This window comes from Spirosoma arcticum, assembly GCF_054779955.1.
Genome location: NZ_BAAGXG010000029.1, coordinates 1 through 23,625, shown reverse-complemented (window position 1 = coordinate 23,625; position 23,625 = coordinate 1). Strand labels below are relative to the sequence as shown.

The following is a 23,625-nucleotide window of genomic DNA, read 5'->3' as shown; positions in this document are numbered from 1 at the left end:
ATTCGGTGTCAGGCCTATGTTCGCTGTAACATGATCTGAATGTTGGCCAGGTAAAGCCAGCTCACCCAAGAAGATACCGTGTACTCGTAATCCTTGACGATTCGCCGGAAGAAATTACTCCAGGCAATGCTTCGCTCGACGACCCATCGCTTGGCCACCGCTACAAAACCCCGAGCGGATTCAGGTCGGGAAGCCTTCTCAAAATCAATACTCCAGTTTGCTAGTGCCTTGGCAAATACTCCGTTGTAAGCCTGATCACCCATCACTTTTTCCAATCGCTCACCAACTCGCCACAGAATGCTGCTCACCATGGTGCAACCAGCAGGACCATCCGCTTCATTAGCCGCGTGAACATAAGCGACCCAAAGGCGGCCCTCAGTATCAACAACGAACTGTCGTTTGCGGCCATTGACTCGTTTGTTAGGGTCAAGACCGCGCTCCTCATTAATCATTGGACTCAGCGTAACGCTTTGGGAGTCAATGCATATCAATGAAGGCGTACCCATTCTGCCTACTCGTTTACGGTCCATTTCATTGAGCGTTGCGTTGATTCTCCCAAAGAGATCATCGGTTTTCCAACGGTCGAAATAGTAGTAAACCGCTTGCCAATGTGGCCATCCATCAGGCAAATTCCGCCACTGGCAACCAGTTCGTAGGAGCCAGAGAATGCAGTTGATAATCTGACGCAAATCGTGTTTACGCTTGCGTTTTAGGTCAAAGAAGGGCGAAATTGCGGCCCATTGAGGGTCGGTCAGTGGTTGCCACTGTTTGGTCATCACTTTGTCGTTTGGTCACAACAAAGTTGACACGACTCTCAACCCTTCTCAATTCCCCAACACGCTCTTAGAAACAGAGACTTATAAAATAGTGAGACCGCTACAGGTACATTACTGGTGCTAAAAATCATGTTCATCCGGTGACGTATCGGCCTCGCGGTCTTCAATATCCCGCACTTTAATGATCTTTCGGCTCAACCGATAGCTGAACCCAATGAAGCCAATCCGGCTTTCCCGTTTGCCCACGGTGTTCGCCAGAAAGTTTGGCCCAAAACTATCGATTTGAAACTGAAGGGTGTTGAAGATGTCACTAATCCGGAAGTTAAGCGTTCCCCGGCCTTTCAACACCGTCTGTTTTACGCCAATATCCACGTTGAAAAAGCTGTGGATGGTCCCCTGCGCAATAATAAATGGCGAGCGGTAATTGACGGCCAATTGAATAGCCGTTCCGCGCCAGGGGCGAAGGTCGGTCGTGACCCGGCTTGTCCAGCTTCGGTTGGTTCGAGTCAGAATGCCTGGTATGTTGGCTCCGCCCTGAATGGACCGCTGAAAAAAGGTGAAGGTACCGTTTACCTTCCACCAGGTGGTAATGTCCTGATTCGCCACTACTTCCAGTCCGTAGTTCTGCGACCGGTTCAGGTTCAGCGATGTTTGTTCGGTAATACCGTCGTCGCGCAGGGTACGGTAACTGGTAATCTCATTATTGGTCTGCCGATAGAAAAGTGATGAATTTATGGATGTCGTTTTGCCATTCCACAGATAACTTAACTCCATGGAGTTGATTAACTCTGGGCTCAACAGGGGATTCCCGAAGCGGATATTCAGCGGATCGGACAGGTCGACAAAGGGGTTGAGGGAACGTACCGATGGCCGGTTGATACGCCGGGAATAGTTGAGCTGCACTTTTTGCTCTTTGGTCAAGTTGTAATTTAGAAATGCGCTAGGAAACAGGTAGATATAGTCTCGTTTGCTTTGCTGACTGGTTGTCCGCTGATCGGTTAAGATGTTGGTATATTCCGTTCGCAATCCCGCCTGATAACTAAATTTCTTCAGCGCGTTGCCAAAATTGACATAAGCAGCACTGGTATGCTCGTTATAAATGAAGTTATTACTGATGTTCGGGTTGAGCACCCAACTATCACTGAACAGGTTTTCGAAGACATAGTCGGCCCCTAATCGGCGGTATGTGTACTTCAACCCCGCTTCCAGCCACTGCTTGCCCTTGAGCGGGTTTACAAAATCCGTCTGCAACACCCCTACGCGATTGTTTTGATAGTTGCTGGCCCGTTGTTGCCCAATTAGGAAATTGGGGGTCAGCAAATTTTCGGGCAACGTTGTGGAGTTGGAAAAGAGTTGATTTTCCGTTCCCCGATTGGTCGACAAGGCAGCATCAACGGTTAGTTCACGCCCTTTCTTGGCAAACGTTCGGCGGTAGCCAGCCGTATAGTCAATGCCGGTTTGTGGTTCTTTTTCTTCGGTCGACCGACGGGTCAGGCCCAGGGATACCCGGTTGGCATCCTGCGTATTAAACGTCTCGAATTCGGAATCGTAGCTGTACCCTGGCCGGTATAAGGCCGATATGGTGATGTTGTCGCGGTCGGTCAGCGCATAGTCGAAACCCAGTCGCAGATTGTTGTTCACACTCCGGCGAACGGCGTCGTTGCGCTGGGAAAGATAACTGGTTGCATCGGTGAAGAGGTTTTGCCGATCCGAAATACGGTACTGAAAACGACGAAAATCCCGAAAGTTATAACTGCCAAACAGGTTGAGTTTTTTTAACCGGGCGTTCAGGTTCACGGATGCATTGTATTTATCGCGGGTACCAACATTTAGCTGAACTGTTCCGTTAAATCCTGATGCCTGCTCTTTTTTCAGGATGATATTGATAATTCCCGATGCGCCATCGGCATCGTAGCGGGAAGAGGGGTTCGTAATAATTTCGACGCGTTCGATGTTACTGGCCGGTATCTGGTCCAACACGGCCTGCCGGTCGAGGCCAGTCAAACCGGACGGTTTCCCATCGACCAGCACAATGACATTGCTGCTACCACGCAAACTTAGGGTTCCATCAACATCGACGGTTACGGAGGGTACATTTTGTAAAATATCAATGGCTGATCCACCCTGGGCAATGGGCAGTTGATCGACGTTAACGACTTTCCGGTCGAGCGAATACTCATACGCCTGCCGCTGCCCCTGAACCACTACTTCATTCAATTGTTTTGCGGTTTCGGTCAGCACAACATTACCCAAATTAATAAAAGTCTTATTCGGGCTGATTGTAATACCCTTTAGGCGTTTGGGCGCGTAGCCCAGACTCTGCACAAGGGCATAATAACCACCGGGAGCTAGATTATTGATGGTAAAAATGCCTTTCTCATCGGTGAGTCCGCCCGTAACGGAACTGGAATCTCTGGATTGGAACAGCCCGATGCTGGCAAATTCAACTGGCTTGCTTTTGCCGTTCTGCGTGGCTGTCAGCCGCCCCGTCAACGTACCAATGGCGGCAGTAGAAGGGCCTGCATCGTTGCTGTCGGATGGCTTTTGAGTGATTGAGGCTGGCATTTCGGGTGTTTCCCTGCCTACTGTATTAAGCCGGTTTGGTACTACAGGACGTGTCGTATCTGGTTGCATACCCAGTGCCCGCAGCATATCTGGCTGGGCAGGAACTGGCTGTTGAGCCCTGACTTCGCCGAGTAATACGTTTGTGGTGATGACTGCCGAAAATACGAGTATGTTGTTCATGTTAGAGCATTTAGATTAGAATACAGACCCCTGTAAGCGACTGATTATCAAGAGAAAAAATGACAGGTAGACTGATCGCCTGTATACAGATGAACCGCGCCTAGTTTGGCGCTAAAATCAGAACCCTAAGAGAGGGCTACAGCGGTCTATATATCTTATGTCTATATATCTTATTCGTATATGTAATTGGAAGCAAAGTTCCTGAACGGGTTTTAAAAGCGGCTTAACAAAACCTTAGAATCCCCTTAGAATCAGGCGCGTTGATTATACAGTTAATGCAATTAAACACCTTTCTCCAGGCGGTCCTTTATGTATAATTCCTAAGTAATCACCAGCAAGACGGCAATGAGCGGAGATGCAAACAGGACCCCTGGCAGCCCGACCAGAATGCCCAGCAAAACCTGGCTGAACAAAAGCAGGGCGGGTGGTACCGAAACGAATTTTTTGTCGAGAAGGGGCGTCAGCACATACCCTTCCAGAGACTGAACACCCATATAAAGCGCAAAAGCGTAGACAACATAGTTTGATCCCTGTAGCAGGGCTACAAGTAAAGCCGGAGCCAGGGCAATGTAAGGCCCAAGATTCGGAATGAAATTGAGTATCCCGGCTATGATTCCCAGGACAATGGGAAAAGGGATACCCAACATGGCCAGCCCCAGACCCGTTACTACGGCCACAACCGTCATAGTAATTGACCGGCTGATAAACCAGTTCTTCAGCGTCGTATAACACTGATCCAGAACACCCAATAGACGATGGCGATACGACGGACTAAAGAGTTTAACAAACCCATTTCGATAAGTGCCGGGGCTGGAGGCCAGGTAAATACCCGTTATGATAACGATCAATACATTGACCAGACCGCCCAACGTACTGGAAAAAATACCGGTAACCTGCGCCAGTACACCCATACCCCGGCCATTTGACGAGAGGAGTTGGCCCGGTTTATTGGGTATGCCTTCCAGTAACTTTTCACCCCATTCAGATTGTAAGCTTGACTTTAGCCCTATGCGGCCCAAGCTATGGCTAAAGTCAAGCTTAAAGAAACCTTAGAATTTGCTTAGACTTTCGTTCACTATCAATTTAATACGAATGACTTGCGTTGGAAGTAAACCTATGTACGACTCTCCACGGCATGACTGACCACGTTTCGCGCTACGCCCGGGTACTGGCTTGGCTCGACCAGCACCTCATTCGTCAATTATACACCGAACGGGTTCGCCGGGCAATTCTCCAGAGCCTGCCGTTTTGGGTAGCCTCCCTGCTCACCGGGCTGATGGCCGTTGGGTATGAAGAAGCGTTCGAATGGGCCGAAAAAATCAGTTTTGACTGGCTGCACAGTCAGCCGTTACTCGCCTTTGTGCTCACACCGCTGGCTTTTCTGACCGCGTGGATGCTGGTGAAACAACTGGCCCCCGCCGCGCGGGGCAGCGGCATTCCGCAGGTCATGGCTGCCATTGAACTCTCGACGCCGACTGCGCATACCCGCACGGGCTACCTGCTGAGTCTGCGGGTCGCCATCATCAAAATTGTGAGCAGCGTTGCCCTGTTGCTGGGTGGCGGTGTTATCGGCCGCGAAGGGCCAACAATCCAGGTGTCGGCGGCTATTTTTCGGGCCATCAACCGGTTGCAGCCCCCTGGCTGGCCGCAGCTTTCCCGGCAAATTGCCCTGGTTACCGGCGGAGCGGCCGGGCTGGCAGCCGCCTTCAATACACCCCTCGGTGGCATCGTGTTCGTGGTCGAAGAATTGACTCGGATCCATATTACCCGGTTTCGCAATGCCGTTTTTACCGCCGTTATCATTGCCGGTATGACGGCGCAGGCCATTCTAGGGCCTTATTTATACCTCGGTTATCCCAAAGTGTCGGCCTCAGCGGGCTGGTTTCTGGGTATTGTGGTGCTGGTAGCCATTGTGTGTGGTCTGACGGGGGCGTTTTTCGCCAAATCGCTGCTGTGGCTCAACAACTACCGCAAACGGTTCAAAAGTTTATCGGCGCAGGCGGTTTGGGTAGCCGGTTGCGGGCTGTTGCTGGCGGGACTGGCCTACTGGCTTGGCCCCGATGCGATGGGCACAGGTAAACCCATCATCAACCGGCTGTTGTTTCAGAACACAGGTTTGACACCCTGGTATCTGTTTCCGGTTCGGTTTATGGGGATGGCCCTGAGCTACAGCGGTGGAGGAGCGGGGGGGGTGTTTGCCACGTCGCTCAGCGCGGGGGCTATTCTGGGCGACGGCCTGGCGCGACTAACCGGTGTGCTGCCGGCCGATCATAACTTGGTCATTCTGGTGAGCATGGTCAGCTTTCTAACGGGGGTGGTCCGGTCGCCCTTCACGGCGGCTATTCTGGTGCTGGAAATGACCGACCGGCACTCGGTCATTTTTCAACTTTTACTGGGCGCTCTGATGGCACAGGGGGCCGCATCGCTCATTGACCCCGTGTCGTTCTACGAGCATCTGAAAGAAGGCTTCATTCGGGAAACGATGGCCCAGCCGCACGCCATTACCCCGGTGATCACGGTACCGGTGGCCGAATAAGAACCGGTCAGGAGGAGCCGCATTATGACCGGATCGTCTTATTCGGGGTAGAGCCGCCGGATCAAGCCTTCCAGCGTCAATCCCTGGCTAAGGACCGAAAACAGCAACACCGCGTAGGTGAGGGTAACGATAATTTCTTTGTGGGGCACCCCATCATCAATCGACTGGGCCATCGCAATCGACATACCACCCCGTAACCCACCCAAGGTCAGCATCAGGGGGCTTTATCGTCGAGGTCGGGCCAGGGTAAACCAAATCAGAATGGCAAGATACCGGGCGAGGAGCACCAGCAGAATCATCAGCAGACAAATTGTCAACTGCGTAACCTGAAACATGATCAGGAGTTGTTCGACACCCATCAAAATAAAGAGCAGAGCATTCATCAAACCGTCGATCAACTCCCAGAATTTATCAATGTAATCCTCCGACACTGCGCTCATCAACCGGTGCCGCGTCTTATCGCTCACCAGCAGCCCGGCAGCGGCCCCGAAACGTGGAGGCTTTGCGCCAGCAGACAGCCCCATCACGCCCGCTACGGTCAGGATTACCTCGGTCTGGTAATGATCGAAGGTTCGCAGCTGCCGGTTCATGCCGTAGCTCAGCACCAGCCCAAACAAAACGCCCTCACCGGCTTCCTCCACAAAAAGCAGGTCAATGCTCCCCGTACTGACATTGGCCGTGCCGTTGGTGACGATATGATATATGAAGGCAAATACCACTACGCCCACGCGGTCGTTGAAAAGCGACTCGCCCACCTCAACAACGAGTAATCTCATATCAGCTACACAAACGGGATACTTCATTACTGGTCTGGGCACTGCCTAATAACGAATTACCAGCCCATTCCTACCCGAAACGGAGTTCCGTAATCTGGCAATCTGGCTTCTAATTAAATTCTAAGGTCTCTTTAAGGCCATCCTTATTCGCCCGCACTACTTTTCCGACCTTACGGGCTGGTTCCCTCAATTTGGAAAGGGGTCTGTAGCCGCTCACACGACTAACGCCAAAACCTATGCTTACGTTTTTCATCATACTGATCAGTATACTGGTCATCGGGTTCATCAGTTACCTGAGCAGTGCCTGGTTCGGTTACCAATCGTCAAATGTTGGTCCAACACCCCCACATTATGGCCACCTGCTTAACCGGTTAAGAAAAAAGAACAACCCGGCTATTCCCCCCGAAAAGAAGCCCGAACAAGAGGAAGCTTCTTCGGGCAATCAATAAGCTGCCTGGATGGCGCATCCGTACTCTATCCTGTTCGGCATGACGTGCATTCTGTGGCGACTTCAGGCTTCGGCCACAGTGTCGCTCATCCGGCTGAGTAGCGTTTCGACATCCCATTGGCGGGCCAGCCGATACCGCGCAAATGATGGCCCCGCCCCAACCTTCACCGTGTAAGCCCAATTGGGCATCTGCCGAAACATATCCTCGTCAGTAGTATCGTCGCCAATACTGACAACAAAATCGTAGGTTTTTTGGGCAAACAGGCTGATTGCCACCGTACCTTTACTGTGAAACGCCGGTTTCACCTCAATCACTTTATTGCCCTGTATTACACTAAGCGGAATGGGTGATGAGGTATTGCGTAACTGAGTGGCCAAATCAATGGCCTGCCCTTCCACATCGTCGGCCCCGGCCATGCGGTAATGCCAGGCAATGGCCGTTTCCTTTTCCTCGATAAATGAACCGGCCAGTCGGTCGGCAGCCTTGTTCATAACGCTCCTAACGGAACCGAGCCAGTCATCGGCCGATAAATCGAGCCGTTCCCAGGGCTGACCGGATTTCTTCAGAAAAGCGCCATGCTCGGCCACTAACTGAACGGGAATACCGGCAAAGGTTTTTTCTAAGAAAGACCGGTTTCTCCCACTGATCACGACCACATCGCTGCTTTCGGCCAGATGCTGCAAGCTTTGTTTCAGTTTCTCCGAAGGCCGGGCATTTGCCGGGTCATTAACAATGGGGGCCAGGGTTCCGTCGAAATCAACCAGCAGCAGCCGCTGGGTAGCATCGCCGAAGGCCGAAATAAATGGCTCAACGGGCAAATCAGTTTCTAAATCGGTTTGATTGGTCATACGGATAGGGAAAGCGGTGAGAAAATCGTGGCTCCAGCGGAACACGTCATGGTTTTGCAGTTGTTGGCGCATGGCCAGCAACCGCTGCTCCTGCTCGGACAAGGGCATATCTAAACCCTGCCGAATAGCATCAGCTACTTCCTGAGTGTCGGTCGGATTGATAATGACTGCCCCGGTCAACTCCTGAGCAGCACCGGCTAATTCACTCAGAATCAATACGCCTTTATAGTCCTGCCGACTGGCTACAAACTCTTTGCAGACTAAGTTCATGCCATCGCGGATGGGTGTAATCAGGGCAATGTCACAGGCCGTGTAAAGAGCCAGTAACTCAATAAAAGTCAGGGAAGTATATGAATAGACGATGGGCCGCCAGCCGATGGTACCAAACCGGCCATTGATGCGCCCGACAGTCTCTTCAATTTCCCGCTTAACTTCCTGATACTGCCCGATTTTGTCCCTCGACGGCACAACGGTCATTACAAACGTCACCTTATCGTGCCAGCCAGGGTTTTGAATCAGAAATCGCTCGTAGCCCTGTAGGCGGTAAGTGATTCCTTTGGTATAATCGAGCCGGTCGACCGAAAAGATGATTTTATTGTGCCGAAGCAGGTTCCGGAAGTGCTGCCGGGTAGCCACAACGTCAGCTTCCTGACCGCTTTGATTGAATTTATTGAAATCAATGCTGATTGGAAATGCCCTTACCAGCACGGAGCGATTGGGGAGAATGATTCGTGACCCAATAACTGGCAGGGCCATCACCTCCTCAACACTTTGCTTAAAATGCTGTACATAGTCGGTGGTGTGGAAGCCCACTACATCGGCTCCCAGTATGCCTTTAATCAGGGACTGACGCCAAGTGCGGGGCAGCAGTTTAACGATTTCGTAAGTGGGGAAGGGAATATGAAAAAAGTAGCCGATAGTTGCTTCAGGGATGGCCTGCCGCACCAGTTGGGGAAGCAGCATCAGTTGAAAATCATGAATCCAGACCAGATCGCCGGGTTCGATAAGTGCTGTCAGTTCCTCCAGAAAATGGGTATTGGCCTGCTGGTAGTTGTCGAAATCGCTTTCTCGAAACGACGCGTACGAGGGGAAGTAATGAAACAGGGGCCAGATCAGGTCGTTGCTGAAGCCCTCGTAAAACCCTTTATGCACCGACTCATCCATAAATACCGGGTGTGCCACGAATGAATCGTTTTCCAGCGCGGCCGGGTCGAGCCGCTGAAGCGACGGGTCGCCATGCCCAACCCAATGGATTTTGGCCGCCAGTTCATTCGGGTTATGGCCCATCTGCTCGGCCATCGACAGCACCGCCGACACTAAGCCCCCTGAATTCTGGACGAGGGAAGGCCCGTTGGTCGTCTGCTGAACCGTGAACGGCAGTCGGTAAGAAACAATTAGTAGTCGGTTAAACGAGGCATTCGATGTCATCATCGGGTTTGTGCGTTGCTGAACGCTCTTTATAGATAAGCAAAGAACGACCCTGCGACTTAGAGGGGCCTTAAGCAAATCTTAGAAACTCCTTAGAAGCCAGGAATGGAGCAGTAAACATACTCGGGATGAGCAAAAACGGCTTTCTAAGCATTTTCTAAGCCGGTTATAAGCAAATTCTTACAGGGATTGGTGTAGTTGCCTTCTCAACAGGTAGGGGACCAGACGGTACAGTAGCACCACCTGTCAATCGAAAACGACTATGCCAACACATAACAACGGAATCGTGCAGGATAATCTTCACTGGTATAAGGATGCAATCATCTACGAACTGCACATAAAAGCGTTCCATGATGGGAATGGCGACGGAATCGGCGATTTTGAGGGGCTGCTCGAAAAATTGGATTACCTCCAGGAGTTGGGCGTAACGGCCATCTGGTTGCTGCCCTTTTATCCCTCGCCCCTGCGCGACGATGGCTACGACATTGCCGATTACTACCGGATTAATTCATCGTATGGCACTATCGGGCAGTTTAAAACCCTGCTCGAAGAAGCGCATCGACGCAACCTTAAAGTTATTACCGAATTAGTCATCAACCACTCCTCCGACCAGCATCCCTGGTTTCAGCGGGCCCGAAAAGCACCGAAGGGGTCGCCTGAGCGGGCATACTACGTCTGGACCGACGACCCGACCCAATACCGGGAAGTTCGGATTATTTTTCAGGACTTTGAAACCTCCAACTGGACCTGGGATCAGGAAGCCCAGCAGTACTACTGGCACCGCTTTTTTCATCACCAGCCCGACCTCAACTATGACAATCCGCTGGTACAGGAGGAAGTCTTCCGAATGATCGACTACTGGTGTGGCCTGGGCGTGGACGGGTTCCGCTTGGATGCCGTTCCCTACCTGTTCGAGCGGGAAGGCACCAACGGCGAAAACCTGCCCGAAACACACGCATTCCTGAAAAAACTACGGTCTCATGTCGATGAGTATTTCCCCGGCGTTGTCTTTCTGGCCGAGGCCAATATGTGGCCCGAAGATTCGGCTTCCTATTTCGGTGAGGGCGATGAGTGCCACATGAACTATCACTTCCCGGTCATGCCTCGTATGTTCATGGCCCTGCAGATGGAGGACCGCTATCCGATTACCGACATCTTCGATCAGACACCCGCCATTCCCGATACCTGCCAGTGGGCCATTTTCCTGCGTAACCACGACGAGCTCACGCTCGAAATGGTTACCGATGAAGAGCGGGACTATATGTATAAAACCTACGCCAAAGATCCGAAGGCCAGAATTAACCTCGGTATCCGGCACCGGCTGGCTCCGCTGATGGACAATAACCGTAAGAAAATTGAACTCCTCAACAGCCTGCTGTTTTCGCTGCCCGGTACACCCGTGATTTATTACGGCGACGAAATTGGCATGGGCGACAACGTTCATCTCGGCGACCGCGACGGGGTACGAACGCCCATGCAGTGGTCGCCCGACCGCAACGCCGGTTTTTCCAGCACGAATCCCCAAAAACTCTACCTGCCCACCATTCTCGACCCGGAGTACCATTTTGAGTCCGTGAATGTTGAAAACCAGCGACGCAACACGTCATCGCTGTTCTGGTTTATGAAACGGATGATCAATCTGCGTAAAAAGCATAAAGCCTTCGGTCGGGGTGATCTGGTTTTTCTGCCCGTTACGAACCCTAAAGTGCTGGCCTTCACCCGTAGCTTCGCCGACGAAACACTGCTAATCATCGTGAACCTGTCGAAATACGCGCAACCAGCCGAGGTGGAGTTACGGGGCTATAGTGGGTATGTGCCGGTTGAAGCATTCAGTAAAAATGCATTTCCGGCGGTTACCGACACCGAGGGGTATTTCTTTACCCTGGCCCCGCATGATTACCAGTGGTTTGTGCTGGAGAAAACCCAGATCGACACCGATAGTACCTACTCACTGCCGACCGTACATATCAACAACTGGAGCGAACTCCTCCAAAACGGCAACCGCACGGTGCTGGAAACGGTGGTGCTGCCCGATTATCTGCTTAAAGCTGATTGGTTCGCCGAAAAAAAACCGGCCATGCGTGACCTGAAAATTCTGAGCCACGCCACCCTGACGCTGGCTGAAGGAACGGCGTATGTAATACTGATTGAAGTAGCATACGAACGGGGTTTGCCCGAGATTTTCCAGTTATTCATGGCTTTTGCACCGGAAATACAGGCGACGAAACTAATGCGAAACTGCCCGCAGGCCGTGCTGGCCACCGTCGATATGGGCGGTGATAGCGGTGTCATCTGCGACGGGCTGTATCTGCCCGATGTGCAGTATGCACTGCTGCACCAGATGGGGTCGGAACGGGTCGATCCGGTGGGTGGTCTGCTGTTTCACCAAAAACCGGAACTCGTCGCCTACGTTGGGGCGAACCGTGACATAAAAACGAAACTTATCAGGAACGGAGCCGACTATGCGTCGATCAGCTACGATAGCCACTTTCTGCTAAAGTTGTACCGTAAGGTCGATTTGTCCATCAATCCTGATGCTGAACTGACGCAGTTTCTCTCCGAAACGGCCCGGTTCGCCCACGTACTCGCCCTGACCGGGACGCTCGAACTTATTTCGGGGGGTGAGCCAGTCATGCTGGGTAACCTGGAAGAGATGATTGCCCGGCACGGCAACGGAAAAGAGTACGTGCTGGAACGGGTCAACAACTACATCGAACGGATTCTGGCACGCGACAAAAAACAGTTGGCCGATGCTATGGCGGCTCCGCCTGGTACACTGAGCCAACCCGTTGCGTATGGCGACCTGCCCGAGGGGACGCAGGAATTGCTGGGTCGGCGGGCGGCAGAGCAGGCCCGGTTGCTGGGCATTCGTGTTGGTGAGATGCACCACGCCCTGGCCTCTAATGCTACGCTGAAGGATTTCGCGCCCGAAGCCTTCTCGTTGCATTATCAGCGGTCGCTTTTCTCAGGTTTACAGTCGCTGGTCCGGGAAAGTTACCACCCTCAGCCACAGGCCATAGAGCGACTCCCGATCGACATCCGGGATGACGTTATGCAGATACTGAGCCAGAAAGAAGTTGTCTTGTCCATTCTCCGACGGATTTACGGCCGGAAAATAGATACCATGAAAATTCGCATTCACGGCGACTTACAATTGGAGAAAATTCTGCTCACAGGCCGGGACATTGCCATCCGTGACTTTGGCGGTGACCCCAGTCGCAGCTACAGCGAACGGCGGCTGAAACGCTCACCCCTGCGCGATGTGGCGGCCATGATCCGGTCGTTCTATTATGTTGGTTACGAAGGCTTTCTGCAAAATAACCAGGTGGCAGACGAGGAAACGCTCCGGCTGCTGCCCTATGCAGAATTCTGGGCACGCTACATGAGTGGCTTTTTTACGAAGGCTTACATCAATACGGTTCAGGGTAGTAGTTTTGTTCCTGCCAATCCCGACGACTTACAACGGCTGCTCGACACATTCCTGCTTGAAAAAGCCGTTGCTGATTTACAGCACGAGCTTAACCACCGCCCCGACTGGGTGCGGGTTCCGCTGCAACTCATACAATCAATCGTTGCCACTCCGGTCACACCAATTCCCGAACCGGAATGGGCAGGTATTGGCGAATACATACCCCATGTATCCTCGTAAGCAAATTGGCACTCCGATTGATAGCTGGCTGGCTACAAAGTCCCGGTATACAATGTGTTGCTTATCAGCTGTAGGATTGTAACTACTAATCAGGGCCACCGTGGCGCGGCCAGCTATCAAATGGGAGTATAAACGTTCCTTTTACTTTGCCCCGAAGTCAAATGAAAACGTACAATTTCAATTGTCTAAAAAGGCCATCGCTTCAGCCGGTACGCCGGGGCGGCTCCGATTTAACGCTTATTTACGCCTTTTCGGTTGAATTGAAGCGGGCTGCCGCTTCGGCCGGTGCGGCTCCGATTGATAGCTGGCAGCAGCGGCTGACTGCCCGCTTTAGTGGTTGCAACCTACTCTCTACAATGTCAATACGACAGTCGGTCTAACGAAGAACTCCTTGATTTGGGGATACACTCTCTGCCAGCTTTTGCCGCTTATACATCTCTGCTTCGATGAGAGTTTCCCCTGGCCTTCCAGACCGACCGGCCGTTTATCTGCCAGGCTAAAAATATAATGACTGGGGTAAAGGATGTACGTGAGCCGCCGTTCGGCCCCGTGCCGTTTGCTCATGGCCACGGCTAGGTATAAGGCATTGAGCGAGCGACGTAGTGCTGTAACCAACGGAAACCAATAGCAGCCCGGTTAGCGTCAGATTTTCCATGCACATGCGATTTCACCCTGTATCGCAGACTGACTGAATAAGTTGATAAGAGACAACACGCCAGAGCTTAGTGGTGGGCAATATGCTACAAGCAGGCTTTGTAAACGACAATGGATTCCGGTTGAAGTGTTACTGGACCACCCTCCGGAAGGCTGTCAGGTGATGCGCCGGGTCCCAGCCATTCCGGGTCGGCAGAATCGAACAGTTTTTGCCACGCCGTACCGAGTGATGGGGTCGTGATGGACTGCCGGTCATGGGCAAAGTTCATCAGGCACAGCACGTGATGTTGGTTGTGCCAGCGGTGCAGCAGCACCGTTTGCTGCCCCGGCTGGTTTATGACGGTCGATTGTTGCTGATTCGTCGTATGGAGGGCCGGCTGCTGCCGTCGCAGGGCTGTCAATGCATGATAATAGCGGTACAGGATTGCGGTCGTCGGCTGGCCCGAAGCCGCGCTGTCCGGCAACACCGGCATGGCACCGGCTCCTTCCTGGTCGGGTTGTACCAACTCGCCAAATAGATTGGCCGGATCCCATTTATCGCCCATAAACAACGTTGGAATGTGCGGACTGACCATAATCGCTCCGGCCGTCAGCTTCTGCACCTCCGTACTAATTAACTCCACTGAGTGCCCGCTTTTGGGTGACCGCTGGCGCGACAGACAGCTTATCGGCCCATGGGGGGGGCGGTCGAAGCACTCCTGCAGAATGCCATAAAAACGCTGGTCGTAGAGGTAATCTTTGTGGTACGTTCTGAGCAGAAAGTTAGCATAAGGCCAGTCAGCACTAACTTTGGGGGCGGACGTATCTTCAGCAAGCAGATAATATTGTCGACCGGTCAGAGTCGAGAGCGTGTCGACCCGTTCCCTGATTGATCGAAGCAGCAGATCAGTGTCGGGTCGGGAGATAAGACCGTTCAGGCGGAGGGCATCGGCGTGAAAATCCCGCAACCACATTAGCGCGTTCTCGCTAACATACCGTCGGCCAGCTTCGCGCTGGACTTCTTGGCTGTCGGGGGAGGTATCCTGTGTATTCCGCTGTCGGCGGGATCGATCCGTCCGAAAATCAGAGAAAAAATCACCCCGATGACCAACCGGGCTAACGTCCAGTTCCAGCAGTACGGCTATACCTGCGTAATGGCAGGCATTGATCAGGTGCTGTAGTTGAGCAGGGCCGCCGTAAGCAGCCGAAACTGCGTATAGAAATACATTTCCGACAACTTTCGTATCTGAATTACCCATTGTCGCTAGGGGCCTGATGGCGATGGCATTGACCCCCAGTTTTTTTAGGTAACCCAGTTTTTTGCTGACTCCCTTGAAGGTACCTTCAGGTATAAAATTCTCAATATCAAGCTCATAGGTGATATATTCGTCGAGGGGCGGGTTAACCCAGCACGAATCTTCCCAGTAAAAAGTGGTTAAATTAACAGCCTGCGAAGGGCCAAATACGCCCTGCGGCTGTGCACGTGAGGCCGGATCGACGCAGATTAGCTCATCGTCCAGCAAGAATGTATATAAATCCCCGGGGCTGATTTGATCGGTCGTAAGTTGCCAATAGCCGGTATCATCTTTAGTTAAAGGCAGATTAGTCTCCTGGTTCTGAAGGGAAAGGGCAACCTGTCTGGCAAAAGGTGCCCATACCGAGACCGTAGCGGGCTGGTTGGGCCTGAAGGTGATACCGGGCGTTTGTTGGTATAAGGCTGCTTGAGTCATAGCCATGGCAATTGAATTACGTGGTCACGATGCATTCCCCATTGGCGGGTTGTCACTGTTACCCCTCACCACATCAGAAAATCCTTGATTTGGACTCGTCTTCGGATTTTCGACGCGAGTTTACAGGCTTCGACTGTACCAATCAATAAACCCAGAAACGAAATGGCCAGGGTAGCCTGTGAAAGTCTGGTAACGAGTTTCATAGCGTCATGCGGGGTTCTGCCTGTGCAACTTGTACAGCCACAAAGTAAGGCCTGTCGACTTAGAATTAGCTTAAGAAGAACTTAGAAAGTCTTTAGAGAAATGGGCCAGTGTATTCAACAATTGCCTCCTTAAGAGGCTTAATACATTCCAGGTCAGATTTTAGGAAGGACTTGCGAGTACCAGTAATGTTGAGGGACTTGTGACTGAAGTTCTGACAAGACAGGAAAATAGCTCAAGCTGCCCATTTCAAGTTGTCCTTGGTATTCAATAGTGCCTGCACAATCGGATGATTTTAGGACGATACAATCCTGGCTAGTCCCGGTCGGAATCGGAGGTTTAAATGAACGGTGATAGGGTAGTGGAGAAGAGCGAAAACTGTTATTAATTGTCAACTACAATCCGTAGCATACGCCCGAACGTTACGGCGATATGCTGGTGAAAAGCAGTGGCGGCAAAACACCATGAAGCTGTTGCCCGTACCGGCCGAGTTCGTGCTGGATACGAAGGGAGTCATCAAATACGAGCACATCAACCCTAACTTCAAAGAGCGCGTGTCGGCCAAAGTGCTGCGGGCCGTGACCGAGGCACTACAGTAATGGGCTGCTTTAACCAAATAAAAAGTTAGTTGTCTACGGTGAATTATTTTACCGAACGTTCGGTTTAAAAAATATCCAACCGCAAGGACAACATGGCAAATGTAAAAGTAGAGCAGGACGTAGTGATCGACCGATTGATGGGCGTTTTCCAGTCGGTTGGTTACGACGGAGCCAGTTTGAGCGAACTTGCTGCCGCTACCGGTCTGCAAAAAGCGAGTTTATATCACCGCTTTCCCAACGGCAAACAGGCCATGGCAACTGCCGTACTCGACCACGTAGCCGAGTGGAACCGCACCCAGCTTGCCGACGTGCTGCATTCATCGGCCCCGACGGAAACCCGCCTGACCACCGCGCTGACTGCTATCCATCAGATTTACGACGGGGGGCGGTTGGCTTGCGTGCTGCGGGCGTTGTCACACGGCACAGCCGCTGACCTGTTTCGGGAGCAGGTTGCCAGTATTTTCAGTGAATGGGTTGCTGCGTTTACTCATTTGGCCTATGACTTTGGCTTTGCGGCCGGAGCTGCTCAACGCTTGGCCGAATCCACACTGATTCGGGTGCAGGGATCGCTGATTCTGGCGCAGACGCTGCAACAGCCGGGTATTTTTGAGCAGAGCCTGCGCGACATAGAAGCCGATTTTCGTTCCGAATAGTAAATCAATTGGTAGTACCGATGATTTATTGTGGTTAAAATACTTACCGAACATTCGGTAAAGTTATTCAATCCGTTTCAGCCAATTCAGTTTATCAAATCAACCAGAACCATGTCACAATTCACTGTCCCAACCCGCGACCAGGTGTCGCCCGCATCGCAGGAAGCCTTCGATGGCCTGCGAAAAGCCCTCGGTTTTGTCCCGAATCTGTACGCCACCATCGCTTATTCCGACAACGGCCTGCCCAAGTACTTGGCCTTCCAGGGGGCTAAAACGTCGCTGTCTAACAAGGAAAAAGAAGCGGTTAACCTCGTGGTGAGCGAAGTAAACGGGTGCCGCTACTGTCAGAGTGCACACACAGTTCTGGGCAAGATGAACGGTTTTTCGGATATCGATATTCTCGACCTGCGGGCGGGCCACAGCAGCAACGAGAAGCTGAACGCGCTGGTTACCCTGGCCAGAGACGTTACCGAAAACAAAGGCCGGGTATCGCCCGCGAACCTCGAAGCCTTCTACGCAGCCGGTTATACCAACGGCAATCTGGTGGATGTGATTTTGCAGGTGAGCGATAAAATCGCGATGAACTACCTCCATAACCTGACCGAGATACCCATTGATTTTCCGATAGCACCGGCTCTGGAAACGGAAGCCGCCTAACGCATAGTGATGACGCTACGCTGTCATTGGTCATGAGAATCATTAGCCAATGACGACAGCTTAGCACACTGACTAACGACCAATTAACGATGAATCCAACTGACGAATTTTACGATGGTGTTCCCTTCGTGCGTGAAGAATGTGGCGACACGATGTGGGACGAGACGGTACTAAACCAACTAACGGCTGATATGACTCCGCAACGACCACCCCTGCCGCCTTTCACGCTCGAGACGGCCCAACAAAAAGTACAACTGGCCGAAGACGCCTGGAATACCAGAGACCCCGAACGGGTCAGTATGGCCTATACGCCCGACAGCGAATGGCGCAACCGCGCCGAGTTCATCAATGGGCGCGACGAGGTGAAAGCTTTTTTGACCCGCAAGTGGGAGAAAGAACAAGGCTACCGGCTAAAGAAAGAACTCTGGGGATTCCGGGAGAACCGTATGGCGGTGCGCTTCGAGTATGAGTGGCATGATGAAAGCGGTCAATGGTTCCGCAGCTACGGGAATGAGTTGTGGGAATTTGACGAGAACGGCCTGATGGCTAAACGATTCGCCAGCATCAACGACGCACCCATCGCCGAAAGCGACCGGCGCGTTTTCTAATCTTTCAACTTATGGACCGTAACTACGCCAGGGTGGAGCAGTAGACCGGTCTTGACGGGTCAATAGCCACTACGTCTCTGCTTTATACAGTAGCCGACTGGCTCCGTTGGACGTGAATCAGACCCCAGGCAGACATGGCTTCGAGCACAGGGCGGAGGGTTTGACCGTAGGGTGTCAGGCTGTATTCGACACGGGGGGGCACTTCGGCATATACCTTACGCTTCACAATGCCATCATCGGCCAGTTCTTTAAGCTGCTGAGTCAGCACCTTCTGTGACACGGCGGGCATTAGCCGCATCAGTTCGCCAAAGCGCAGAGTGTGATCTTTCAGATGCGTCAGAATAAAGGGTTTCCATTTGCCGCCCACCGTTTCGACGGATGCCAAGATAGGGCAAGTATGTACTTTTTTTGTTATTTTATTTCTTGCAACCATCTCATTATCAACATTAGTTACTTAAATACCATTGCACGACAAAAAGGTGCCTGCTTGACAAATGTACGCTAACCCGACTACTTTTGTCAAGTAAGCAAATAAAAAATTATACCAAAACAACCAATAGTATGAGTCGTTTAGCGGGTAAAGTCGCCGTCATTACGGGAGGTAACAGTGGAATTGGGCTGGCAACGGCTTACGAGTTTCTGGCTCAGGGAGCTAATGTGGTCATTTCCGGTCGGAATGCTGAGACCTTACGTCAGGCCATCGACGGGCGCGAAAACATCGTTGCCGTGCAGGGTGATGTGCTGGAATTGAGCAGTTTAAGTCGACTTTTTGAGCAGACGAACGAGCAGTTTGGCAAGATTGACATACTGGTTGTCAACGCCGGTATTTTCAAAGGCGCACCGTTGGCCCAAACCGAGGAGACGCTCTACGATGAAATCATGGACATCAACGTAAAGGGTGCCTTCTTCACAGTTCAGAAAGCAGTCCCTTACCTCAATGCCGGGGCTACAGTAGTGCTGGTCTCCTCGACGGTCAATGAGATGGGTCTCCCTGATTCGAGTGTGTATGCCGCCAGCAAAGCCGCCCTGCGGTCGTTGGGCCGTACGCTGGGTAACGAACTGATTCCGCAGGGCATTCGGGTAAACGTATTTAGCCCCGGTCCGGTCAATACGCCGATTTACGACCGGCTGGGAATGCCCGCCGAAGCCCTTCAGGAATTCACCACGGGCATTCTGAACCAGGTGCCGATGCGCCGGTTTGGTTCGGCTGAGGAGATCGCCAAGGGGATATTATTTTTAGCCTCCGACGATTCATCATTCATGCTGGGAGCCGAGATTGTAGCCGACGGTGGGTTTGGTCAGGTCTAAGCGGGTACGCACTGGCCTGAATTTATCTGACTTTGATTTAAAGGGGCAATGTATACGGTTGTAACCTACGCATTGCCTCTTTATCGCTTTAGAAGTGATTAGTGTTAACCGCTTCTAAAAGTGTCGTATTGACCGGCAAAGCAGTATTCATCATTAATCGTCCACAACTCATGGCCCGCAACTATGCATCCCTTGCCTTTACCGAACCCGTCAAAGCGGTACAGGAGGGTTTTGGCAGCCGGAGCACTTACGCCCGCGTTGAGCAACAAACCCACTTCAATGGCCTGACCGACAATGAGATAGGCTTCATTGCCGAGCGCGACAGTTTCTACATGGCCTCAATTGGCGAAAACGGGTTTCCCTACATTCAGCACCGGGGTGGGCCAACCGGATTTCTGAAAGCGGTTGACTCGATGACGCTTGGCTTTGTCGATTTCAGCGGCAACCGGCAGTATATCTCAGTCGGAAACCTGCTGACCCACCCGCAGGTATCGCTCTTTCTGATGGACTACCCCCACCAAACCCGCCTGAAAATCTACGCCAACGCCGAACTCGTGGAACTCACCGACCGGCCCGACCTTTTCGAGCGGTTAGACCCGACCGACTACAAACACCGCCCCGAACGGATGATGTTACTGCACGTGGAAGCCTACGACTGGAACTGCCCGCAACACATTACCCCGCGCTACACCACCGACGAAATTAATGAAGCACTGGCCCCGCAACGCGATTACCTTGCCCAACTTGAAGCTGAAGTAGCGCGGTTGCGGGCGGCTGTGACAACGGACTAATGGCGGACGGGGGCTGTCTTGCTGGCAGCAACTACAAAAATCAGTTTTCACTGGACTAGAATTATATGTATGGGTGCATTTAATACTGATTTGAACTTGGTATGACGTATTTTTGAGTATGGATTATAGCCGCCACATCACCGAGTCCGTCTCTGAACTCAAACAACTTGAGACCCGTCAGAAACTCGCCCGTGATCGGGATCGCGTTCGATTTCTACGCCTGCTTAAAGAAAAAACCGCTTCTTCTCAAGGGCAAGCCGGAGAAACTATCAATCTCGCCCAGCGACAAAGCCAACGACTCTGGCAAACATACACCCAATTCGGCATCTGCGGTCTTATCGGCCAACCACACCAGCCCGGATTTGGCAAGCTCTCCGCTACCCAGATCAGCCAACTGCAAGCCTGGTTACGACTTGATCAGGCCCAAACTTTAACCCATATTCAGACCTATGTCCAACAGCGATGGGCTATTACCTACTCCATCAGTGGACTCAGCAGACTTTGTAACCGCCTGAAAATAAAGACTAAAACCGGTAGACCTGTTAACCGTAGGCAGAAGCCGTGGGATGCTGAGGTCTTTAAAAAAACTTCGCTCAACTAGCCCAAGCCTACCCACCTGAAGCCATTTTTTTTCAGGATGAGATGCGCTTAGGTACCCGCACTGAGTTGGGCCGCAAGTAGGGGCCAAGCGGACATCGCCCCCTGGCTCCGCTTCACATCGGCTACAGTTTTACGCATCTGTTTGTGGCGTTGGCTCCCTTGACAGGGCAGGTTTTCGCTATGTTTTTACCTACTTTGAACCGGGCCTGTTTCCAGCTATTTGGCCAACAACTCGATCAGGAGTTGACTCAGCCAAGCTTACTGGTCGCAGATCGGGCCACGGCGCATCAGGCTAAATTATTGACAGCTACCCGTTTAATTTTGACTCATCTGCCTACCGCCTGCCCTGAACTAAATCCGGTGGAGCGTTTTTTTGAAGAGTTAGGGCGGGCGTTGAAGAGTCGGGTATTTGAGACCTTAGCTGAGGCACAAGCTGGTGTAGAGTTGGTTTTGGTCAGCTATTTTCAAAACCCCGACTGGGTGGTCCAACTAACGGCCTACCCCTACATCAAGAATACGTCATAATCGATTCAAATCAGTATTAATAACTACATAGTCCTGTTCCCCGTTTAAGCAACGCCATCAGGCCCGGAGCACTAGTGCTCCGGGCCTGATGGCGTTGCTTAAACGGGGAACAGGACTGCTAATACCAGACCGGCTACGTCGATTAGGGAGCGGCCACGGTCAATTTATCAATGTTAGGCCCACCCTGCCCCGTCGTCAGCAAACGCACTACATTGGGGCCTGCTTTTAAGGGCACTCTCAGCGATATGTTACCGGTTGTGGTAATTCCGTCGGACGTAGTTGTTATCTTGCTGAGTGGTGGAAACGTAACTGGATAGCTGGTTCCGTTAACGTCCAGCACCAATTGGAAAGCCGGGTCGCTGGTCGTGAGGGGAGAGTAATCAAAAATCAGAATGTTCTCACCCACCTGCCCCGGTGTGACGTTAAATCTGATAATACCACCTGATGGCCTGGTGTACCTGACAAAGGCCCCGCCAGAAAATGATGCCTGGTTGGATCTGGCATCTACGACGACGGCTCTGGTCAATCGCGCGTTCTCGGCTTCCAACACCTGCAGCGGTGGTCGTGGGTCTGAAGCTGGGCGAGGCAGGATAACGATCGTCCTCAGATTGGAGACAAACGGTGCCGGACGGCCAAACAGGATATCAATCGTATTGCCGATGACGGGTAAGGTTTGAATGATTATTCTGGCCGCCGTATCGCCCTGAGGTACGACCAGTGACCGGGGCAGGTCCAACAAGGGAGAGTTGGTCGAGTTCTTGGTAATTGTCACCGTCAGGCCACCAGCGGGTGCAGGCTTGTTGAGAAAAGCAGTGGCGGTAATTTTTTCGCCACCGATCACCTCATTTGCTGACAGTACGATCCCTTTTACGAAGACGGGAGGATTAAGGTCAACGCCTAACCGTGCTCCGCTGAATCCGGTGCCTGGCGTAATTTCTGATTGTTGCTGGCAGGCCGCCAAAGCCAACACCAGACTGGCACTCATGGCCAGACGGGAAAATTTGTGTGTTTGTTTCATACAATTGTAGAGTTTGCTAAGCTGTAAAAACGATAAACTGCGTTAGACTAAAACAGGCACATTGTATCAACTATGCTTAGGGGTGAAAAGCAGAAAAGTTGAACCGGTTCATTCGCCTATACGAACAGATTGGGAAAGGGTTGCGTCAGTCCCTGAAAAAGTGTGTAACGCCATCAACGCATTACTTGCGTATGCGACGGATTGTTTTGGACAGTTATTAAAATTCTGTGCATCGGGTTATGATTCGAATCGCTTGTGACTGTTGCACAACGCTAATAGCCTAATATTGAGGTAGATACTTATCTTGAAGGATGGTAGGCAAAAAACTCAACGCTCCCCAACAAGGTCATAGTCTGCTACTTGACCAATGTGTACCCCAGCAGAACCTATACCGACCGCACCGGCGGACCGGCTTAAAAAACGCCATTGATTTATCCTTTCTGTATCAAGTCGTCGAGCCCTTCTATGGCCAATGCGGGCAACAATCGATTGATCCGGTTGTTTTCTTCAAGTTAATGCTGGTGGGGCATTTAGAAAACCTCACCTCTGATCGGGCTATTATTCGCTGTTGCCAACTCCGATTGGACATCCTGTATTTCTTGGACTATGAGTTGGGAGCACCCTTACCTTGGCATAGTACCCTATCGCGCACTCGGCAGCGCCTGCCCGAAAGTGTCTTCGAACAGTGCTTCCAGTATGTGTTGACCCACTGTGCTGAGCTAGGGCTGGTTGATGGGCACACCCAAGCCATCGATGCTGCTTTCGTCGAGGCCAATGCTTCCCTGGATAAGTTAGAAGCCAAGCCGTTGGCAAAATGGACACTGGAGAAAAATGAGCAGCCACTGGCTGAAGCTTCGGATCGGGTGTCTTTTGATAAGAAGAAACAATATATTAATCCAAAGAAAGTAACTCGCAATAATCGAGTTTATTATAGTCCTAACGATCCACAAGCCTGCTTAGCGACCAAACCCAACAAGGCCTTCCGGCTCTATTACCTGGCCAGTATGGCCGTCGATTGTGCCGCTTCGGCGGTCCGATCACCACGTAATTACGCATATCCAGGCTGACTCAGCCGATCAGAAAGATTCACGCCAT

General features: G+C 51.8%; 23 protein-coding genes. 13 read left to right on the top strand and 10 right to left on the bottom strand.

Features of this window, described 5'->3' with window-relative positions; genetic code table 11:
* Nucleotides 1–14 precede the first annotated feature (14 nt).
* From ACYVHB_RS31265 to ACYVHB_RS31255, 3 genes are all read right to left on the bottom strand, one after another.
* The gene (locus tag ACYVHB_RS31265) at nucleotides 15–776 is read right to left on the bottom strand and encodes an IS5 family transposase (protein WP_461055973.1); all 762 of its coding nucleotides are present in this window, start codon (nucleotides 774–776) and stop codon (nucleotides 15–17) included.
* A 120-nt stretch (nucleotides 777–896) separates the two neighbouring features.
* Nucleotides 897–3,521, bottom strand: coding sequence for a TonB-dependent receptor (locus ACYVHB_RS31260; protein WP_461055972.1), 2,625 nt, complete (start codon nucleotides 3,519–3,521; stop codon nucleotides 897–899).
* A 320-nt stretch (nucleotides 3,522–3,841) separates the two neighbouring features.
* Nucleotides 3,842–4,432, bottom strand: a complete 591-nt coding sequence (locus tag ACYVHB_RS31255; RefSeq protein ID WP_461055971.1) for an AI-2E family transporter — start codon at nucleotides 4,430–4,432, stop codon at nucleotides 3,842–3,844.
* Nucleotides 4,433–4,656: 224 nt separating this feature from the next.
* Here ACYVHB_RS31255 and ACYVHB_RS31250 point away from each other — a divergent pair, with 224 nt between their 5' ends.
* Entirely contained in the window at nucleotides 4,657–6,057 is a 1,401-nt protein-coding gene (locus tag ACYVHB_RS31250) for a chloride channel protein (RefSeq protein ID WP_461055970.1), read from the top strand.
* Between the two features lie 38 nt (nucleotides 6,058–6,095).
* Here ACYVHB_RS31250 and ACYVHB_RS31245 read toward each other — a convergent pair whose 3' ends face one another.
* Nucleotides 6,096–6,272, bottom strand: coding sequence for a hypothetical protein (locus ACYVHB_RS31245; RefSeq protein ID WP_461055969.1), 177 nt, complete (start codon nucleotides 6,270–6,272; stop codon nucleotides 6,096–6,098).
* 9 nt (nucleotides 6,273–6,281) lie between these two features.
* Nucleotides 6,282–6,833 (bottom strand): cation:proton antiporter domain-containing protein, encoded by a 552-nt coding sequence (locus ACYVHB_RS31240; RefSeq protein ID WP_461055968.1) that lies wholly within the window; start codon nucleotides 6,831–6,833, stop codon nucleotides 6,282–6,284.
* Between the two features lie 236 nt (nucleotides 6,834–7,069).
* On the opposite strand from ACYVHB_RS31240, the gene ACYVHB_RS31235 reads away from it, so the two are divergent.
* Entirely contained in the window at nucleotides 7,070–7,282 is a 213-nt protein-coding gene (locus tag ACYVHB_RS31235; protein WP_461055967.1) for a hypothetical protein, read from the top strand.
* A gap of 62 nt (nucleotides 7,283–7,344) precedes the next feature.
* Here ACYVHB_RS31235 and ACYVHB_RS31230 read toward each other — a convergent pair whose 3' ends face one another.
* Nucleotides 7,345–9,561, bottom strand: a complete 2,217-nt coding sequence (locus ACYVHB_RS31230; RefSeq protein ID WP_461055966.1) for a bifunctional alpha,alpha-trehalose-phosphate synthase (UDP-forming)/trehalose-phosphatase — start codon at nucleotides 9,559–9,561, stop codon at nucleotides 7,345–7,347.
* A gap of 259 nt (nucleotides 9,562–9,820) precedes the next feature.
* On the opposite strand from ACYVHB_RS31230, the gene treS reads away from it, so the two are divergent.
* Both treS and ACYVHB_RS31220 read left to right on the top strand, forming a co-directional pair.
* Nucleotides 9,821–13,207, top strand: a complete 3,387-nt coding sequence (gene treS, locus ACYVHB_RS31225; protein WP_461055965.1) for a maltose alpha-D-glucosyltransferase — start codon at nucleotides 9,821–9,823, stop codon at nucleotides 13,205–13,207.
* 161 nt (nucleotides 13,208–13,368) lie between these two features.
* A complete protein-coding gene (locus ACYVHB_RS31220; RefSeq protein ID WP_461055964.1) occupies nucleotides 13,369–13,587 on the top strand; it encodes a hypothetical protein in 219 nt (72 codons plus the stop codon).
* A 360-nt stretch (nucleotides 13,588–13,947) separates the two neighbouring features.
* On the opposite strand, the gene ACYVHB_RS31215 is transcribed toward ACYVHB_RS31220, so the two are convergent.
* Together ACYVHB_RS31215 and ACYVHB_RS31210 are read right to left on the bottom strand one after the other, a co-directional pair.
* Nucleotides 13,948–15,570 carry an alpha-amylase family glycosyl hydrolase gene (locus ACYVHB_RS31215; protein WP_461055963.1) on the bottom strand — a complete coding sequence of 541 codons (1,623 nt, stop codon included), beginning with the start codon at nucleotides 15,568–15,570 and terminating at the stop codon, nucleotides 13,948–13,950.
* Between the two features lie 65 nt (nucleotides 15,571–15,635).
* The gene (locus ACYVHB_RS31210) at nucleotides 15,636–15,773 is read right to left on the bottom strand and encodes a hypothetical protein (RefSeq protein WP_461055962.1); all 138 of its coding nucleotides are present in this window, start codon (nucleotides 15,771–15,773) and stop codon (nucleotides 15,636–15,638) included.
* A 462-nt stretch (nucleotides 15,774–16,235) separates the two neighbouring features.
* Here ACYVHB_RS31210 and ACYVHB_RS31205 point away from each other — a divergent pair, with 462 nt between their 5' ends.
* The 4 genes from ACYVHB_RS31205 (at nucleotide 16,236) to ACYVHB_RS31190 (ending at nucleotide 18,288) form a co-directional block, all read left to right on the top strand.
* Complete coding sequence (locus ACYVHB_RS31205; protein ID WP_461055961.1) at nucleotides 16,236–16,370, top strand: hypothetical protein; 135 nt, start codon at nucleotides 16,236–16,238, stop codon at nucleotides 16,368–16,370.
* 92 nt (nucleotides 16,371–16,462) lie between these two features.
* Entirely contained in the window at nucleotides 16,463–17,023 is a 561-nt protein-coding gene (locus tag ACYVHB_RS31200; protein WP_461055960.1) for a TetR/AcrR family transcriptional regulator, read from the top strand.
* 111 nt (nucleotides 17,024–17,134) lie between these two features.
* Complete coding sequence (locus tag ACYVHB_RS31195; protein WP_461055959.1) at nucleotides 17,135–17,680, top strand: carboxymuconolactone decarboxylase family protein; 546 nt, start codon at nucleotides 17,135–17,137, stop codon at nucleotides 17,678–17,680.
* Nucleotides 17,681–17,769: 89 nt separating this feature from the next.
* On the top strand, nucleotides 17,770–18,288 hold the full coding sequence (locus ACYVHB_RS31190) for a nuclear transport factor 2 family protein (RefSeq protein WP_461055958.1): 519 nt from the start codon (nucleotides 17,770–17,772) through the stop codon (nucleotides 18,286–18,288).
* An 82-nt stretch (nucleotides 18,289–18,370) separates the two neighbouring features.
* On the opposite strand, the gene ACYVHB_RS31185 is transcribed toward ACYVHB_RS31190, so the two are convergent.
* Nucleotides 18,371–18,673 carry a winged helix-turn-helix transcriptional regulator gene (locus tag ACYVHB_RS31185; protein WP_461055957.1) on the bottom strand — a complete coding sequence of 101 codons (303 nt, stop codon included), beginning with the start codon at nucleotides 18,671–18,673 and terminating at the stop codon, nucleotides 18,371–18,373.
* A 176-nt stretch (nucleotides 18,674–18,849) separates the two neighbouring features.
* On the opposite strand from ACYVHB_RS31185, the gene ACYVHB_RS31180 reads away from it, so the two are divergent.
* The 4 genes from ACYVHB_RS31180 to ACYVHB_RS31165 all read left to right on the top strand — a co-directional run bounded on the left by ACYVHB_RS31180 (nucleotide 18,850) and on the right by ACYVHB_RS31165 (nucleotide 21,512).
* The gene (locus ACYVHB_RS31180; protein ID WP_461055956.1) at nucleotides 18,850–19,596 is read left to right on the top strand and encodes an SDR family oxidoreductase; all 747 of its coding nucleotides are present in this window, start codon (nucleotides 18,850–18,852) and stop codon (nucleotides 19,594–19,596) included.
* Nucleotides 19,597–19,766: 170 nt separating this feature from the next.
* Nucleotides 19,767–20,387: a pyridoxamine 5'-phosphate oxidase family protein gene (locus tag ACYVHB_RS31175; protein ID WP_461055955.1), complete on the top strand. Its 621-nt coding sequence runs from the start codon at nucleotides 19,767–19,769 to the stop codon at nucleotides 20,385–20,387.
* 118 nt (nucleotides 20,388–20,505) lie between these two features.
* Nucleotides 20,506–20,988, top strand: a complete 483-nt coding sequence (locus tag ACYVHB_RS31170; RefSeq protein ID WP_461055954.1) for a helix-turn-helix domain-containing protein — start codon at nucleotides 20,506–20,508, stop codon at nucleotides 20,986–20,988.
* 143 nt (nucleotides 20,989–21,131) lie between these two features.
* A complete protein-coding gene (locus ACYVHB_RS31165) occupies nucleotides 21,132–21,512 on the top strand; it encodes a transposase (RefSeq protein ID WP_461055953.1) in 381 nt (126 codons plus the stop codon).
* Between the two features lie 142 nt (nucleotides 21,513–21,654).
* Here ACYVHB_RS31165 and ACYVHB_RS31160 read toward each other — a convergent pair whose 3' ends face one another.
* Entirely contained in the window at nucleotides 21,655–22,530 is an 876-nt protein-coding gene (locus ACYVHB_RS31160) for a carbohydrate-binding protein (RefSeq protein WP_461055952.1), read from the bottom strand.
* A 311-nt stretch (nucleotides 22,531–22,841) separates the two neighbouring features.
* On the opposite strand from ACYVHB_RS31160, the gene ACYVHB_RS31155 reads away from it, so the two are divergent.
* On the top strand, nucleotides 22,842–23,597 hold the full coding sequence (locus ACYVHB_RS31155) for a transposase (RefSeq protein WP_461055951.1): 756 nt from the start codon (nucleotides 22,842–22,844) through the stop codon (nucleotides 23,595–23,597).
* The last annotated feature ends 28 nt before the right edge of the window (nucleotides 23,598–23,625 follow it).